The 16,816-nt window shown below is 32.2% G+C and carries 15 protein-coding genes and 1 other annotated feature; of the genes, 3 read left to right on the top strand and 12 right to left on the bottom strand.

What is annotated here, in order from left to right:
* Positions 1-23 precede the first annotated feature (23 nt).
* The 7 genes from BN2665_RS13275 to BN2665_RS13245 form a co-directional block, all read right to left on the bottom strand.
* The gene (locus tag BN2665_RS13275; protein ID WP_055667589.1) at positions 24-1,685 is read right to left on the bottom strand and encodes a peptide ABC transporter substrate-binding protein; all 1,662 of its coding nucleotides are present in this window, start codon (positions 1,683-1,685) and stop codon (positions 24-26) included.
* 82 nt (positions 1,686-1,767) lie between these two features.
* The gene (locus BN2665_RS13270) at positions 1,768-2,745 is read right to left on the bottom strand and encodes an ABC transporter ATP-binding protein (protein WP_055667588.1); all 978 of its coding nucleotides are present in this window, start codon (positions 2,743-2,745) and stop codon (positions 1,768-1,770) included.
* Between the two features lie 2 nt (positions 2,746-2,747).
* Positions 2,748-3,755 (bottom strand): ABC transporter ATP-binding protein, encoded by a 1,008-nt coding sequence (locus tag BN2665_RS13265; protein WP_055667587.1) that lies wholly within the window; start codon positions 3,753-3,755, stop codon positions 2,748-2,750.
* An 18-nt stretch (positions 3,756-3,773) separates the two neighbouring features.
* Positions 3,774-4,688: an ABC transporter permease gene (locus BN2665_RS13260; RefSeq protein ID WP_055667586.1), complete on the bottom strand. Its 915-nt coding sequence runs from the start codon at positions 4,686-4,688 to the stop codon at positions 3,774-3,776.
* Positions 4,689-4,711: 23 nt separating this feature from the next.
* Positions 4,712-5,641, bottom strand: a complete 930-nt coding sequence (locus tag BN2665_RS13255; RefSeq protein WP_055667585.1) for an ABC transporter permease — start codon at positions 5,639-5,641, stop codon at positions 4,712-4,714.
* A 529-nt stretch (positions 5,642-6,170) separates the two neighbouring features.
* A complete protein-coding gene (locus BN2665_RS13250; protein WP_055667584.1) occupies positions 6,171-7,316 on the bottom strand; it encodes an aminotransferase class I/II-fold pyridoxal phosphate-dependent enzyme in 1,146 nt (381 codons plus the stop codon).
* Positions 7,316-7,855, bottom strand: a complete 540-nt coding sequence (locus BN2665_RS13245) for a cob(I)yrinic acid a,c-diamide adenosyltransferase (RefSeq protein ID WP_055667583.1) — start codon at positions 7,853-7,855, stop codon at positions 7,316-7,318. Before BN2665_RS13245 ends, BN2665_RS13250 begins: the two co-directional genes overlap by 1 nt.
* Positions 7,856-8,026: 171 nt before the next feature.
* On the opposite strand from BN2665_RS13245, the gene dapD reads away from it, so the two are divergent.
* Positions 8,027-8,737 carry a 2,3,4,5-tetrahydropyridine-2,6-dicarboxylate N-acetyltransferase gene (gene dapD, locus BN2665_RS13240; protein ID WP_055667582.1) on the top strand — a complete coding sequence of 237 codons (711 nt, stop codon included), beginning with the start codon at positions 8,027-8,029 and terminating at the stop codon, positions 8,735-8,737.
* Positions 8,738-8,775: 38 nt separating this feature from the next.
* On the opposite strand, the gene BN2665_RS13235 is transcribed toward dapD, so the two are convergent.
* Together BN2665_RS13235 and pdaB are read right to left on the bottom strand one after the other, a co-directional pair.
* Positions 8,776-9,444, bottom strand: a complete 669-nt coding sequence (locus BN2665_RS13235) for a single-stranded DNA-binding protein (protein WP_055667581.1) — start codon at positions 9,442-9,444, stop codon at positions 8,776-8,778.
* Positions 9,445-9,592: 148 nt separating this feature from the next.
* The gene (gene pdaB, locus BN2665_RS13230; protein WP_341452631.1) at positions 9,593-10,363 is read right to left on the bottom strand and encodes a polysaccharide deacetylase family sporulation protein PdaB; all 771 of its coding nucleotides are present in this window, start codon (positions 10,361-10,363) and stop codon (positions 9,593-9,595) included.
* Positions 10,364-10,518: 155 nt separating this feature from the next.
* On the opposite strand from pdaB, the gene BN2665_RS13225 reads away from it, so the two are divergent.
* Positions 10,519-11,046, top strand: a complete 528-nt coding sequence (locus BN2665_RS13225) for a DUF4364 family protein (protein WP_055667580.1) — start codon at positions 10,519-10,521, stop codon at positions 11,044-11,046.
* 7 nt (positions 11,047-11,053) lie between these two features.
* Here the strand turns inward: BN2665_RS13225 and BN2665_RS13220 are convergent, their stop codons facing one another.
* Positions 11,054-11,938 carry a YncE family protein gene (locus BN2665_RS13220; protein WP_055667579.1) on the bottom strand — a complete coding sequence of 295 codons (885 nt, stop codon included), beginning with the start codon at positions 11,936-11,938 and terminating at the stop codon, positions 11,054-11,056.
* Between the two features lie 183 nt (positions 11,939-12,121).
* Between BN2665_RS13220 and BN2665_RS13215 the strand changes: the two genes are divergently transcribed.
* Entirely contained in the window at positions 12,122-12,370 is a 249-nt protein-coding gene (locus BN2665_RS13215; RefSeq protein ID WP_055667578.1) for a TIGR03905 family TSCPD domain-containing protein, read from the top strand.
* A 105-nt stretch (positions 12,371-12,475) separates the two neighbouring features.
* Here BN2665_RS13215 and BN2665_RS13210 read toward each other — a convergent pair whose 3' ends face one another.
* Positions 12,476-13,780, bottom strand: coding sequence for a bifunctional folylpolyglutamate synthase/dihydrofolate synthase (locus BN2665_RS13210; protein ID WP_055667577.1), 1,305 nt, complete (start codon positions 13,778-13,780; stop codon positions 12,476-12,478).
* A gap of 8 nt (positions 13,781-13,788) precedes the next feature.
* Positions 13,789-16,434, bottom strand: a complete 2,646-nt coding sequence (locus tag BN2665_RS13205; RefSeq protein ID WP_055667576.1) for a valine--tRNA ligase — start codon at positions 16,432-16,434, stop codon at positions 13,789-13,791.
* A gap of 114 nt (positions 16,435-16,548) precedes the next feature.
* Positions 16,549-16,765, bottom strand: a binding site (T-box leader).
* Positions 16,766-16,816: the final 51 nt, after the last annotated feature.

The raw sequence follows: 16,816 nt of genomic DNA, 5'->3' as shown, positions 1-16,816 counted from the left end.
AATTCCCAATCTTTTTTTACTACTTATTTCTTTTCTACATAAGCTTTATCAAAGAACATAAATCCTAATGGTGATTTTCTAACACCTTTTACATAGTCTTTACTGCAAACTACATTTGAATAATAATATATTGGAATTATAGGCATATCATTCATCAATATATCTTCAGCATCATGCAATAATTTCATCCTCTTAGCTTGATCTACTTCTTTTTTAGCTTCATTTATTAACCTATCATATTCAGGATTTTTATAAGCAGCATCATTATTACCAGAATTTGAAGTCCACATATCCAAGTATGTCATTGGATCTACATAGTCAGCTAGCCACCCATGTCTTGCTATACTATAGTTCTTATCATTTCTAGATTGTTGGAAAACTTTCCACTCTTCAACCTTCAATTCCATATCTATATTTAAGTTCTTCTTCCACATATCTTGAATAGCTTGAGCTATATTTTTGTTGTCTCCCTTATCATTATATAAGAAAGCAATTTTAGGGAAGCCCTTTCCATCTGGATACCCAGCTTCAGCTAATAATTGTTTAGCCTTGGCAATGTCTCCTTCTGGTTTAAAGTATTCTTTTGATTGGAAGTCCTTAGATGGACTTTCAGGTATACCTTTAGAAACAAAGCTAACAGCTGGTACTTGACCACTCTTTGTAACATTTTCTACTATAAGTTTTCTATCAATAGCATAAGTTAGAGCTTTTCTAACTCTTGGATCTTTTAAAGCCTTAGCTGCTGCTGGGTCAACTTTTTCAGCATTTTCAGATAAATTTATGCAATAGAAATAAGTTCCTAGGAAAGGAGAAATCTTGGCTATTCCATCCTTTAATAATTGTGCTACCTCTTGAGCAGGCGGAGTTTCAATTAAATCTAATTGACCAACCTTAAATGCTGATAGATAGCTTGTAGAATCCTCTATCATCTTATACTCTATTTTATCTAGTTTAACTTCTTTACTATTCCAATAATTTTCATTCTTTGAGAACACTATAACATCTTTTGGTTTCCATTCAGTCATTTTAAATGCTCCATTAGAAACATAAGATTCAACCTTTGTAGCCCAAGCTTCTGGGTCTTTCTCAACTATATCCTTCCTAACTGGGAAATAAGTTGGGAAGGCCATTAGCGATAAGAAATATGCTGTAGGATACTCTAAATTAACTTTTAAAACTGTATCACTTTCAGCTTTAACACCTACATCTTCAGCCTTAGCTTTTTTAGTATTATAGGCTTCACCATTTTTTAAATAATATAATTGGTATGCATATTCTGCTGCTACATCAGGATTTAAAGCTCTCTTCCATGCATACTCAAAGTCTTGAGCCTTAACAGGCTGGCCATCTGACCACTTAGCATCTTTACGCAAATAGAAAGTATAGCTTAAGTTGTCCTTTGATATTTCATATTTTTCTGCCACTCCATAGATAGGTTGATCCTTATCATCAAATTTCATTAATCCTTCAAAGGCATTTGATAAAACTGTAGCCCCATCTACAGCGGCATTTAAAGCAGGATCCAAGGTCTTTGGATCTACCCCTAAATTATATTTAATAACTTGAGGTACATTTGTTTTTGTTTCAGATGCCGGATCTTTTTTAGTGCATCCTACTAGAGTTGTGGCCAAAAGTGTAAATGCAAGAAATAAAGAACTTAGTTTTGATAGTTTGCGTTTAATCATTTCATTTCCCCCTTTATATATTATTTATAAAAGTAATTTAATTATTTTGTTAAATCACCTCCTTATAAAAAGTAATGTTATATCAATACAAATGACATGCTACGAAATGATCTTTTCCCATTTGCTTCAATTCAGGATCTTGCTCATTACAAATAGGTTTAGCATATTTACATCTTCCCTTAAACCTACAACCTGGAGGTGGGTCAATAGGTGAAGGAATTTCTCCTTCTAATACAATTCTTCTTTTTGCAGCAGATTCATCCGGATCAGGAATTGGTATAGCTGATAACAGAGCTTGAGTATAAGGATGAAGCGGATGGCTATACAATTCATTACTTTCCGCTATCTCAACTAACCTTCCCAAATACATAACCCCGATTCTATCTGATATATGTTTAACCATAGAAAGATCATGGGCTATAAATAAATAGGTCAAACCTAAATCATTCTGTAAATCTTCTAACATATTTACAACCTGAGCTTGTATAGATACGTCTAATGCAGAAATAGGCTCATCGCATATTATGAATTCAGGTTGTACAGCTAAAGACCTTGCTATACCTATCCTCTGTCTTTGTCCTCCTGAAAACTCATGAGGATATCTATTTATATGATCTCTATTTAGTCCAACCTTCTTTAATAGATCCTGAACCAAATTCATGCGCTCTTTCCCCTTGGCTAGACCGTGTATATCAATAGCTTCCCCAATAATGTCTCCTACAGTCATTCTTGAATTCAATGAAGCATAGGGATCTTGAAATATCATCTGCATTTTTCTTCTATAATCCAGCATCTGCTTTTGTGAATATTTAGATATATCTACTCCATCATAGATTATATCGCCGGCAGTAGGTTCATATAGTTTTATAATAGTTCTTCCCGTGGTAGTCTTGCCGCAGCCTGATTCTCCAACTAGCCCTAAAGTCTCCCCTCTATTTATAGTAAAGGATACTCTATCCACCGCCTTTACATAACTATTACCCTTGAATAATAAACTATTTTTTACAGGAAAGTATTTTGTCAAATCCTTTATCTCTAACAATACTTTTTTATCACTCATGATTATGCCTCCTTCACTACAGGGGATTGTACTTTTGGCGCTTGATAATGATTAAGCCAGCAAGCAGCTACATGATCTGTTCCTATTTCAAATAAAGGAGGTCTTTCATTAATGCATACCCTCATAGCATATTCACACCTAGCGGCAAAAGGGCATCCTACAGGCGGCTTTAACAAGTCTGGTGGTTGTCCTTCAATTGGCTTTAATCTCTCTTTAATTAATGTTTTGGGATTAGGGACACTTTTTAATAGTCCCCAGGTATATGGATGCCTAGAACGGTAGAATATATCTCTCGTACTTCCACTTTCGACTATTAGTCCTCCATACATCACATTTATCCTGCTGCATACATCAGCAACTACTCCTAAATCATGAGTTATGAGTATTATTGAAGTGTTGATTTTATCTTTTAAATCTTTCATCAATTCCAATATTTGAGCCTGAATTGTTACATCCAGAGCTGTAGTCGGCTCATCAGCAATAAGAAGCTTTGGACTACAAGCTATAGCCATAGCTATCATAACTCTTTGTCTCATACCACCAGAAAATTCATGAGGATATTGTTTCATTCTTTTATCCGGACTAGGTATACCTACAATGGATAACATGTGAACGGCAGTTTTATAAGCGTCACTCTTATTCATATTCTTGTGCTTTATTAAAGGTTCCATTAATTGTTTTCCAATAGTATACACTGGATTTAAAGACGTCATAGGGTCTTGAAATATCATACCTATGTCATTACCTCTAATTCTCTCCATTTCTCTCTCAGTAAGCTTTATTAAATCTGCTCCTTCAAATAATATTTCTCCATCTACTACCTTGCCGCTATCTGCCAGAAGCCTCATTAAGGACATCATAGTAACACTTTTACCGCTGCCTGACTCACCAACTATACCAAGTGCTTCTCCCTTTCTAAGAGAAAAGCTTATTCCTCCCACAGCCTTTACTTCTCCAACATGGGTAAAAAATGAAGTTTTTAAGTTCCTTATATCAAGTAATGCATCCATGTTAATCTCTCCCTTCCACTACTTTCTTAACTTAGGATCTAAGGAATCTCTTAATCCATCACCAAACAAGTTAAAGGCTAGCATGGTCAAACAAATTGCCAAAGCAGGAAATAAAAGTTGATAAGGATAAGAGGTATAACCTTGTAATGCCTCTGAGGTTAAAGTTCCCCAAGAAGCCTTAGGTGCTGGTATTCCCAATCCTACAAAGCTTAAAAATGCCTCAGTAAAGATTGCAGATGGAATCAATAATGTTAGAGTAACTATAATTGGTCCCATGCTGTTAGGAATTAAGTGCCTAAATAAAATTCTTTTACCAGAAGCCCCCAAAACTCTAGCTGCTAAAACAAATTCTTGTTGCTTTAATTGAAGAATTTCACCTCTTACAATTCTAGCCATAGACAGCCAATAAGAAATAGCCAAAGCAATAATTATACTTTTTAAGCCCGCTCCCATAACTACCATTAAAAGTATTACATATATCATCATAGGAATCGAATAAATTACATCCACTACTCTCATCATTATGTTATCAACATTACCTCCGAGATAACCTGAAATTCCTCCGTAGATAACTCCTATGATTAAATTTAAAAATGACGCTACATAACCAATTAATAATGAATATCTAGCTCCATACATTACCCTGACGAATAAGTCTCTACCAAATTGATCAGTGCCAAACCAATGAGCAGCACTTGGCTTTTGATTAGCTACTTTAAAATCATTGGTAAAATAATCATATTTAGAAAACATAGGCACAAATATAGCCATTAGAGTAATTACAATAATAAAAATCAGTCCTATTAAAGCTAACTTATTGCTTTTAAGTCTTCTCCAAGCATCTTGCCAATAAGTTATGCTTGGCCTAACTATATCATCTACCTTCTTTTCTTCATTTGAGGCCAAATCAAAAAGTTCCTTATTTAATTCCATTACTATTCCCCCCCTATTTTCCTTTACGCTTCGATACTATCTAATTTAATTCTTGGATCAATGATTACATAAAGTATATCCACGACAAAGTTACATATTATCAAGAATGTACTATAAAAAACAGTAACACCTAATAGAGTGGTATAGTCTCTGTTGTTTATTGAATTAACAAATTCCCCACCTAACCCTGGTATGCCAAATATTCTCTCAACAACAAAACTACCAGTTAATATTGCAGCAACTAAAGGACCAAGGTATGTTACAATAGGAATTAAGGAGTTTCTTAAAGCATGTTTGTAAATAACAGCATTTCTGCTTAATCCTTTTGCTTTTGCAGTTCTTATATAGTCTTGTCTAATAACTTCTAACAACCTTGACCTAGTTAACCTCGCTATAAAAGCCATAGAATAACCACCTAGTGCAATTACAGGCATAATATAGTTCTTAGGTTCGTCAAAGCCAATTACTGGCAGCCATTGTAATTTTACTGAAAATAAGATAATAAGTAAGGTAGCCATAACAAAGCTTGGTATGGTCACTCCCAAGGTAGCTAAAACCATACATAAAGAATCAGGCCACTTTCCATGATTTAGTGCCGATATAATACCCATGTATACACCTATAATCAATGATACTAATATTGCAACAACTCCTAACTTAGCGGAAGTTGGAAATGAATATCCAATAACCCAGTTAACTGTTCTTCCTTCGTACTTCATAGCCGGACCCAAGTCGCCTTTTATCAAATTTGAAAGATATAGGGTATATTGCGTTAATAAAGGCTTGTTTAGTCCAAATTTCGCTTCTAGGTTTGCTTTTATCTGTGGTGGTAGCTTTTTCTCACCATCAAAAGGTCCTCCAGGCATAAATCTCATTAGAAAAAAAGTTAAAGTTACAACTACCCAAACAGTTACTATACTAGCTAATAATCTTTTAATTATATACTTTACCATTAAGCTTCCCCCTTATTTTTTTAAATAGTAAAATAGATAATTCCCCCCTTTTTTATGTGTTTATTATAATAAAAACACAGTATTCATCCTATTTTTTTAAAATATGTAATATATTTGAAGTAAGGATTATATAAATAAAGATATAGTATTTATATGTTCTAAAAACTATTCTTATTCAAAGAGTTTTATGAAATTTAAAACGCATTACGCTTCATTTTTTATAATATTACCACAATGACTTTTTGGTGTCAAATTTATTTAACAGTTCATTAACAAATTGTTCTCATATATAAATACCGCTTTTTAAAGGGGTTTAAGTCGTTTTTTCTGTATATTCAATGAAAAAATATGCCTACTTTTTTATTTGAGCACATTCATTCAATATTTTCAATTTTCAGATATAAGATTTGTATTGTATCTTTATTTTCAAATCAAGACTATTAAATTAAATATTTATATATAAATATTTAATTTAATAGAGACATACATAACAATAAAAGCCAAATACGTAAGTACTTGGCTTTTATTGCTATATCTTATTATTTAAAAAATTTTCTATCCTATTAAGTCCAGCTTCTAAATTTTCAATACTATAAGAGTAAGATATTCTCATAAATCCTTCTCCTTTACTTCCAAAAGCAGAACCTGGTACGCAAGCTACTCTATTTTTATGTAATAATTCTAGACAAAATTCCTCACTATTGCGGTTAATTTTTTTTATGGATGGAAAAATATAAAAAGCTCCCTTAGGAATAACTACCTCTAATCCTAAAGCTATCAATCTACTGTACACATAGTCTCTTCTTTTTACAAAATTCTCTTTCATCATATCAACATCACTTAAAGCACTTTTAAGTCCTTCTAGAACTCCCCATTGCGAAATAGAGGTAGCACAAGAGACATTATATTGGTGAATTTTAAGAATTTCCTTCATTAAGGTAACATTTGAACATACATAGCCTATTCTTAAGCCTGTCATTGAAAACATTTTAGAAAAACCACTTATTAATACTACCCTATCTTTTAAATCTTGAAATTGTGAGATTGAATTATACTCTTCATAGCACAAGGAGCTATAAATTTCATCAGTTATTATCAAAATATTTTTTGCCTTTAAAATTTCATATAGCTCTTTTTTATTTTCATTAGATAGTATGGCTCCTGTGGGGTTGCTAGGATAAGACAATATAATAGCCTTAATATTGTCATTAGAAGCTAATACATCTTTAAGCCTTAGTACATTTATAGAGAAATCATCATTCATATCGTAATAAGAGATTTTTGCTCCCATTATTTTCAGGATACTTTCATAGGCAGGATAGGCAGGATTAGGAATTAAAACCTCATCACCCTCATTAATTAGAGCATTAAAAACTGAAAATAACCCTTCACTGCCTCCTGTAGTAATACATATTTCATCTGGACTATAATGGATATCAAAGGATCTATACAAATAATTTGAAATTTCCTTTCTTAGTTCATATATTCCAGCATTTGCAGTATACTCTGTCTTATTATTTTCTATGGCTCTAATCATGGCACTTTTTATACTTATGGGCACAGGAAAGTCCGGTTGACCTAGGGTTAAAGAAATAGCATCTGGATAATCTGATACCTTATTAAAAAACTTTCTAATACCTGATATTTCAATATTCTGCACCCTCTTATTTACCATCAATATTCTATCCCCTCTCTTGCCATTACACCTTGATTAAAGTAGTGTTTTATATCCTTCATCTCCGTTACTAAATCTGCTCTCTCTATAAGAGACTCAGAAGCGTTTCTTCCCGTAAGAATAAGCTCCATATCCTCAGCTTTTTCTTCTATTAATTTAATTACATCTTTTTCTGTTAAAAAATTATTATAGAGAGTAGCCATAACTTCATCCATTATTAATATATCACATTCTCTATTTTTAATTACTTTTAGGGCAAAGTTATAGGCTTCCTGTATTTCCTTTTTTAATTCCTTTTTTTCTTCTTCATTTAATGTCCATACAAATCCCCTAGGCTTTTCAAATCTAAATATTTGAAAATTAGGACTTAATAATTTTCCAATTTCTAATTCACCAGTGTTTCCACCCTTCAGAAATTGTAACATATAAACTTTATATCCGTCTCCAGCAGCTCTTACAGCTAATCCTACCGCTGCTGTAGTTTTACCTTTTCCATTGCCTGTATATATTTGTACATAACCTTTTTTTAGCTTTCCCATCAAAATCGGCACCCCTTTAATTTAAAATTACTTATAAATGGTCTTTACTAAATTATTATATTACTTTTTTGATTAAATAGAAACCTTTTATGTTTATACCCCTTTCAATAAATTGTTTATTTTATTATAATAATGTATTATAGTTAATTATTTTGGCGAAAGGATGATACAATGAATTATAATTTAACAGACCCCTATGAAATTGCAAGATACATAAAAGAGTCCAAAAAGTCTACTCCAGTAAAAGCCTATGTTAATGGAGCCTTAGAAAATTGCCCTATGGGAAATATAGAATGGTATGGCAGTGGTACTTTCTTTATATTATTTGGTGAAAGTGATGAAATATCTACTTTCTTACTTGATAATAAAGATAAAATTAAAAATTTCAGGATTGAAAATGACAGAAGAAATTCAGCTATACCTTTAATAGATCTTTTAAATATAGACGCTAGAATAGAACCCGGTGCTATAATAAGAGATAAGGTTAAAATTGATAAAAATGCTGTTATTATGATGGGTGCTGTTATAAATATAGGCGCTGAGATCGGCGAGGGTACTATGGTAGACATGAATGCTGTAGTAGGTGCTAGAGGTAAATTAGGAAAAAGAGTTCACTTAGGTGCTGGTGCCGTAGTAGCAGGAGTTTTAGAACCTCCAAGTAAAACTCCTTGCGAAATTGGTGATGATGTTTTAATAGGAGCAAACGCTGTTATACTTGAAGGAGTTAAAATAGGTAAGGGTTCAGTTGTAGCTGCTGGCTCAGTTGTAGTAGAGGATGTTCCTGAAGGAGTAGTAGTAGCTGGTACCCCTGCCAAAGTAATAAAGCATGTAGATGATAAAACTAAGAACAAAACTCAAATATTAGATGACTTAAGAAAATAAAAAGTAGGTGTACACCTACTTTTTCATCTTTCTACTGCTTATACAACAACAACTTCTTCTTTATTTTCTTCTTCATCTATAGAATCTTCCTTATTTACCTTCTCCATTTTAGAAATAGATACTTCATAAGCTACTTTTTTAATGACCTCAGTATCAGATATTTTTTTCTGATATTCTCTGCTTTGAAGTCTTCCCCAAATTCTTATGTTATCGCCTACACTAAGAGTCTGACAAAATCTTGAATTTCTACCCCAAGCTATAGTTGGTATGTAGTCAGATTTATTATAGGCTCTATTAACAGCTAATAATATATCTGCAATTTCTCTTCCAAACGGGGTAGTTCTATACACTGGTTCTTTACAGATATATCCATCTAGATATATTTCATTTGGATTTTTGCTTCTTTCAGTGCAGGGTTCAATATTTCTAGCAAAAACTGTTAATATAAGTTTGTTAATCCCATCTACTACTTTATTATAAGATCTTAATTGGCCATCAACTATTATGTCTGATCCAATATTAAAATCTATACCAGATGTTATCCTTTCTGATACGGTTACATTTAATAAATCCTTTGAATCACTTAATCTCATCACTTCTAGTTCAAATGTATAGAACCCCTCTCCATACATTTCATGACTAAACTCTAGTTTAGAAGCAATTTTCCCCTCTAGATAAATCTTGTTATTTAACATTAAATTGTCCATCTTAACCCCTCTCTCCCTTGGTTTTTAATTTGTCTTACATCAATATATTATTCTAGGTAATAATTAAATATTACTAAGATTTTTTATTTTAAGACAAATTAAATATACTCTTCCATTATAATACATTTATACGTCCTATTTCAATATTTTACTTTAATATTTGTTTTCCTTCGGAATTTATATAATAATTTTCCTTATATATCAAGTTTGAAACCATAACGAACTCATATCCATCCTTTTTTAATTTTTCTATTATCCTAGGTAAATTTTGAGGAGTGTACTTAGCATCATTATGAAATAGCAAAATAGAACCTGGCTTGGTTTTAGTAATAACTCTGTTATATTCAATTTCTGCTCCTTGGGATTTCCAATCTATACTATCTACATCCCACTGTATACAAAATCTTTTCATGCTTTCAACAGTGGATATAACCAAATCATTATATGCTCCACTTGGGCATCTGAATAGCTTACTGTTTTTACCTGTTAAATTCATTATTTTTGTATCAGCTACTTCTATCTCTTTAATAATTCGTTCTCTAGATATCTTAGTCATATCTGGATGCATATTACTATGATTACCTATCTCATGACCTCTTTTGTCAATTTCTTTAATTAGCAATTCATTTTTAGGAGTATAGTCAATCCATCCACCTACTACAAAAAATGTAGCTTTAACCTTGTACTGATCTAAAACATCTAAAATTTTCATAGTATTGTCTTCTCCCCAGCTTAAATCAAAAGTTAAAGATATTTTTTTCTCTTTTGTATCTACAGAATATATAGGCAATTTCCTTGTTATATTAAACACTGCCTTAACTTTACTTTGAAATACTAAGGTGGCTGCCACAGCCAGTAAGAATAATAAAAATCCTATATATCCTTTTTTAAAAATAAAGGATCTTACTCTAATAATCAAATCTACTATCCTCCTTCAACATCATTCTAATAATTTATATTCAGCATTAAAACAAATATGTTATTAAAAAAAATAAAGCACCCATTCCTTTGGATGCTTTTTATGTTATAATATATTAGATATTCTTTCATTTCACTTGGAAGGGTGGGGTATGAATGTATGAAAGCACTGTTGAACTAGCAGAAAATAAATTATTGGTGTTATACGTAATAAAAAGCATTAAAATACCAATATCAAATAAGCAGATTACTGAAATAATTTTGCAGAATGGATTTATAAATTATTTTACCTTACAGCAATATATTTCAGAATTGGCTTCCTCTAAGTTTATCCAATATTCGGACAGAAATGACAAAAAACTATTATTGATAACAGATAAAGGTGAAAAGGTACTCTCTCTGTTTAAGGATAGGTTAGCTACTTCTAAAACTGATATAATCGATAATTATATCAAGGATCAAATTGAAAATATAAAAAAGGAACTAACTTTAACAGCTACTTACACTGTAGATGAGAATAACAATTTTATAGTAAATTTAAGAGCTATAGAAAATGATTCATTGCTAATAGACTTGAAATTAAATGTAGCCTCTAATAAACAAGCTATTCACTTGTGTAATAAGTGGAAAAGTAATTCTTCAGAAATCTACAATAAAATAATGCAGTTATTAATAACTAGTTAAAAAAATATTACACTAGGGTCATACCATTAGGTTCCTTACCTATTGGTATGGTCTTAATGTTCATTTTATAAATGTCGTATATTATTAATGAATTTCCATAGTTATTTCCGATATATAAATATCTTCCTTTTTTAATAATCCCTCTAGGCATACCTCCAACTTTTATTTTTCTAACTTCCTTTCCCTCACTTATATCAACAATACTAATTGTACCCTCTAAGAAATTAGACACAAAGCACATCTTTTCTACATAATCATAATAGACATCTACAGGAGCTTTACCCACCTTTATGGTGATTATTTTTTTGAATTTTACTAAATCAAATAGAGTAATACTACCAACTTTATCTAATCCTAGATTACTTTCACATACTATTATATATTTATTATCGGAAGTAATTATAGCCTTAGTGGGGTAAGCTCCTACTTTTATAGAGGCTAAGATATCATTCTTTGCACAATCTAATATACTAACACAATCACTCTGCATATTAGCTATAACGCCTAGTTCGCTTTTTCTACTTATGTCTATGTTATGAGGCATATTTCCACAAGGTATTTCCTGTATTATTACATTAGTAACTAGATCAAATACAATAATGCTATTAGATTCTCCACATACTATATATGCATGATTGTTAAACACATCTACATCATTACAATGAATGCCAATATAATAATTTTCTTTTTCTACGCAATCTACAATATCTATTTTTGAAATGCTATTATTATAGCTATTAGCCACAATGATTTCGCTCTTCCAGCTACATATACCATGAGGTCCTACCCGGCCTTCCTTGCTATTCAGACATATCTTTTTATGACTATAATCTCCTAAGGAAATTTGAGATACAAAATCAGAGGAAGTATTGCATACATATAAATAATCCATATATAACTACCCCACAATTAGCAGAAGCAGTTTTCACCTCCTTTCTCCTAATAATATATGTAAGTGTTATAAAACAGGTTATAGATTTTTAAAAATTCATTTTGGTAAAATTAATGTTGAAGTTACTTCACTGTATGTCATATAATATTAGTGGACAAATTGTAAGAAAGCGAGAGGATTTATATGTATACTTTTGAGACTACAGGGGTCTGTGCAAAAAAAATAACTTTTGAGATTGAAGATAATAAAATAGTAAAAGTTAATTTTATAGGAGGCTGTCCTGGAAATTTATTAGGCGTATCAAAGCTTGTGGAGGGTATGGAAATACATGAGGCTATCCATAGGCTTAAAGGGATAAATTGCGGAAATAAACCCACTTCTTGCCCTGACCAACTTGCAAAAGCTTTAGAAAGCTACCTTTCTACTAAATAAAAATCACGAGAGCAATTTTTATTAAAAGGCTACTCCCTAGCCTTTTAAAATGCACAATTCACAATGATTGAAAAAAGCGACTTTCGTCGCTTTTTTATAAGTATCCTATCCTTTATTCCTTATAATCTTTCTCATATCTCCTATCATATACAAAGAACCACAAATTAAAATCATATCTTTTTCACCACAATAGCTTAATGCTTTTCTATAAGCCGCTGAGTACTCCACCATACTTTCACAATTTTCATTGAGCCTTAAAATTTTAAGCCTTAACTCTTCCGCAGAACTAGCTCTATCACTATGAGGAGTAACAGCTATGATTCTATTCCCTAGAGGTATTATTGCATCTAGCATTTCATCTACCTGTTTATCAGCTAAAATGCCGATTATTATTATTAAATTATCGTACTGAAAATATTTCTGAACATTATCTTTTAAGTTTATGATTCCATCTATATTGTGAGCTCCGTCTATAACTACTAAGGGATTTGTGCTTAACAGCTCTAAGCGGCCTGGCCATTTTACTTTCCTAAGAGCATTTAGAATAGTTTCTTCTTTAATAATTATATCTTCTATCACTGAAAGCTGCTCTATAGCATTTACAGCCAAAGCACAATTAAGAAGTTGATGCTGACCCAGTAAAGCCAATTCTAGGTTATACCTTTTTTTCTGGGTAATAACTTCTATATTTTGGCTTAAACCATAGCTGGAAGAAGTCACTCCTAAATATTTCACATCCCCTTTATTTATGTAAAGAACCCTTGAATGATTTTTAGTTGATACCTCATTAATTACTTCTATAGCCTCTCTTTCTTGCGGATATACAATAACAGGAGTGTTATACTTTATTATGCCTGCTTTTTCATTGGCTATTTTACCTAAGGTATCTCCTAAAATATTCATATGATCATAGCTTATAGAAGTAATGATAGATAATAATGGATTTATTACATTGGTAGAATCTAGTCTTCCACCTAATCCCACCTCAATTACTGCATAGTCCACCTTGTTATTATAAAAATATAAAAACATTGCACAAGTTATTATTTCAAATTCTGTAGGATGGTCATAGCCAAAGGCTATAACCATATCTACTGCTTTAGCTACCTCAGTAACCACAAAAGCTAAGTCATCTTTGGAAATATTAAGGTTGTTAATCTGAATCCTCTCTTCGAATTCTTCCAGATAAGGGGAAGTATACATTCCAACCTTAAATCCAGCTTCCACTAAAATGGCATTAATCATAGCTGTAGTCGAACCTTTCCCGTTAGTCCCACCTATATGGATGCATTTAATCCCCTGTTGAGGATTACCTAAAAACTCTAATATCTTTAGGGTTCTTGTTAAACCTAAATTACTTCCAAATTTCGAAGTTTGAGTAATATAATTCATCGCTTCTATATAGTTCATATTTACACCTATTTTAAACTTTCAATTCTTGTTAAAACAGCCTCTAACATGACTCTGTATTTCTCTCCCTTAGCCTTTTCTTCAGCTACTACCGTTTCTGGTGCTTTACTTACAAAGCTTTGATTATTTAATTTCTTTTCTACTCTATCTATTTCACCTTGCAATTTATCTTTTTCTTTATTTAATCTCTCTAATTCCTTCTCTCTATCTACTAAATCCAATAGAGGCATAAATAGCTCTCCCCCTCTTATAACTACGGATACTGAATTTTCAGGCACTGAATCTTTATCCTTTATAAACTCAACTTCAGAAGCAGAAGCTAACTTTTCAAAATAAGTTACTCCATTTTTAAATGCACTTATAGCTTCCTCTGCCGCATAAGCCATTACTTTAGCTTTTCTTGAAGGCGGAACATTCATTTCAGCTCTTACATTTCTTAAAGCTTTAATTGCTTCAATGATTAAATCCATCTCTTTTTCTGCCTCTAAATCCTTTAGGCCTTCTTCATAATTTGGCCAGTTAGAAATAGTGATAGATTCATATTCAGCATCTAAGTGAGTGTAAATCTCCTCTGTTATAAAAGGCATAACTGGGTGTAATAGTTGTAATCCAGTTACTAAAACCTTATATAGCACATTAAAGGTGATCCCCTTTTGTTTTTCATCTTCTCCATATAATACTGGCTTGCTTAATTCTATATACCAATCACAGAACTCCGTCCACATAAAATCATAAATCTTCTGCAAAGCAATTCCTAGTTCATATTTGTCAATATTTTCCGTAACTTCCTTTACTAAGGTATTCATTCTAGATAATATCCATCTATCAGCTAAGGTATAGTCTTTTTCATTTTTATATTTTTCCATTAAGGTACTATCTAAATTCATAAGCACAAATCTTGAAGCATTCCATATTTTATTTGCAAAGTTTCTAGCAGCCTCTACTCTTTCAGGATAGAATCTTATATCATTACCTGGCGCATTTCCAGTTACTAACATAAATCTTAAAGCATCTGCACCATAAGTATCTATAACTTCTAATGGATCTACTCCGTTGCCTAAAGACTTAGACATCTTTCTTCCTTCAGAGTCTCTTATAATACCATGTATAAATACAGTATCAAAAGGAGTTTCTCCCATATTGTGTATTCCAGAGAATATCATCCTAGCTACCCAGAAAAATATAATATCATAACCAGTAACCAAGGTGCTTGTTGGATAGAAGTATTTTAAATCCTCTGAGTTCTCTGGCCATCCCAAGGTAGAAAAAGGCCATAGAGCTGAGCTGAACCAAGTATCTAGCACATCATTATCCTGTTCTATTTTGCTGCTTCCACATTTTGTGCAAGCAGTTGGGTCTTCCATAGTAACAATTATTTCTCCGCAATCCTTACAGTACCAAACTGGAATCCTATGTCCCCACCATAATTGTCTAGATATACACCAGTCTTGGATATTTTCCATCCAATTATAATAAACTTTTTCAAATCTTTCAGGAACAAATTTAGTCTTCTTCTCTTTCACTACTTCTACAGCAGGTTTAGCTAGGGATTCCATTTTCACATACCATTGTTTTGATATTAAAGGTTCTATGGTGGTTCCACATCTATCATGGCAACTTACATTATGAAGGTGAGGCTTAATGTTAACTAAATAACCTTGTTCCTCTAAATCCTTAACTATGGCTTTTCTTGCTTCATATCTATCCATGCCCGCATATTTTCCACCAGCTTCATTTATGGAGCCTTTATCATCCATGATCTTAATTTCCGGCAAGTTATGTCTTTTTCCTACAAGATAGTCATTGGGATCATGAGCAGGAGTTATTTTTACTGCACCAGTTCCAAACTCCATATCAACATATTCATCAGCGATAATGGGAATCTCTCTATTTACCAATGGTAGTAATAAAGTCTTTCCTACTAGATGAGCAAATCTCTCATCCTTTGGGTTTACAGCTACTGCAGTATCTCCTAGCATTGTCTCAGGTCTAGTAGTAGCAATTTCTAAATATTCCTCAGTACCTTTTACAGGATATTTAACATGCCAGAAATTACCCTGTTGTTCTTTGTATTCAATCTCTGCATCGGAAAGAGCCGTCATACATTTTGGACACCAATTGGTAATTCTATCTCCTTGATAAATGAGACCTTCATTATATAACTTTACAAAAACATGTCTTACCGCCTTACTTAGTTTTTCGTCCATAGTAAAACTTTCACGAGTAAAGTCTGCAGAACATCCCATCTTCTTTAATTGTTCTCTTATTCTCTCTCTATATTCATCGGTCCATTCCCAAACCTTTTCTAAAAAAGCTTCTCTTCCCATTTCTTTCTTTTTAAGTCCTTGCTTTAAAAGTTCATTTTCTACTTTTACTTCTGTAGCAATACTAGCATGATCTTCTCCAGGCAACCAAAGGGTAGAAAAGCCTTGCATCCTTTTTACCCTAATTAGAATATCCTGCAAAGTATTGTCTAAGGCATGACCTAAATGTAATTTTCCGGTTATATTTGGTGGCGGCATTATAATTGTGTAAGGCTTTTTACTTTTATCAACTTTTGGTGTAAAATATTTTTTCTCTTCCCAAGATTTATAAATCCTACCTTCAAACTCTTTCGGACTATAGGTTGTAGAAATATTTTTGTTTTCTTCCATAATGTTTTCCTCCTACTTTTATACAAAATTGTTTATTTACTTTAACATAAATAGTTTTGAAATAATTTATCACGGTGTTAGCATCTGATAAATTAAAAAAAGCCTTCGTCCTAATAAAAGGACGAAGACCTATTCGCGGTACCACCTTTTTTCCCACTAAGCATGGGCTCTTATTCATTAACGGCTAGAACACCGTCTTTACCTACTATAATTTCAGCAAAGAAGCTCAAAAGCTACCTTCAAGACTTAGTTGAATAAAAACCTTTCAGCCTATGGGTTTTTTCTCTGTAAAACACTTTTAATCTTTACTCCTCTTTGTCACAGCTTATATATTTATTTATAAGATAATTATAATATTATTTATGTCACTGTCAAGTGTAAA

The sequence above is a fragment of the Desnuesiella massiliensis genome (assembly GCF_001403615.1).
In the GTDB taxonomy this organism is placed as follows: Bacteria; Bacillota; Clostridia; order Clostridiales; family Clostridiaceae; genus Desnuesiella; species Desnuesiella massiliensis.
This window is presented reverse-complemented; position numbering and strand designations above follow the sequence as displayed.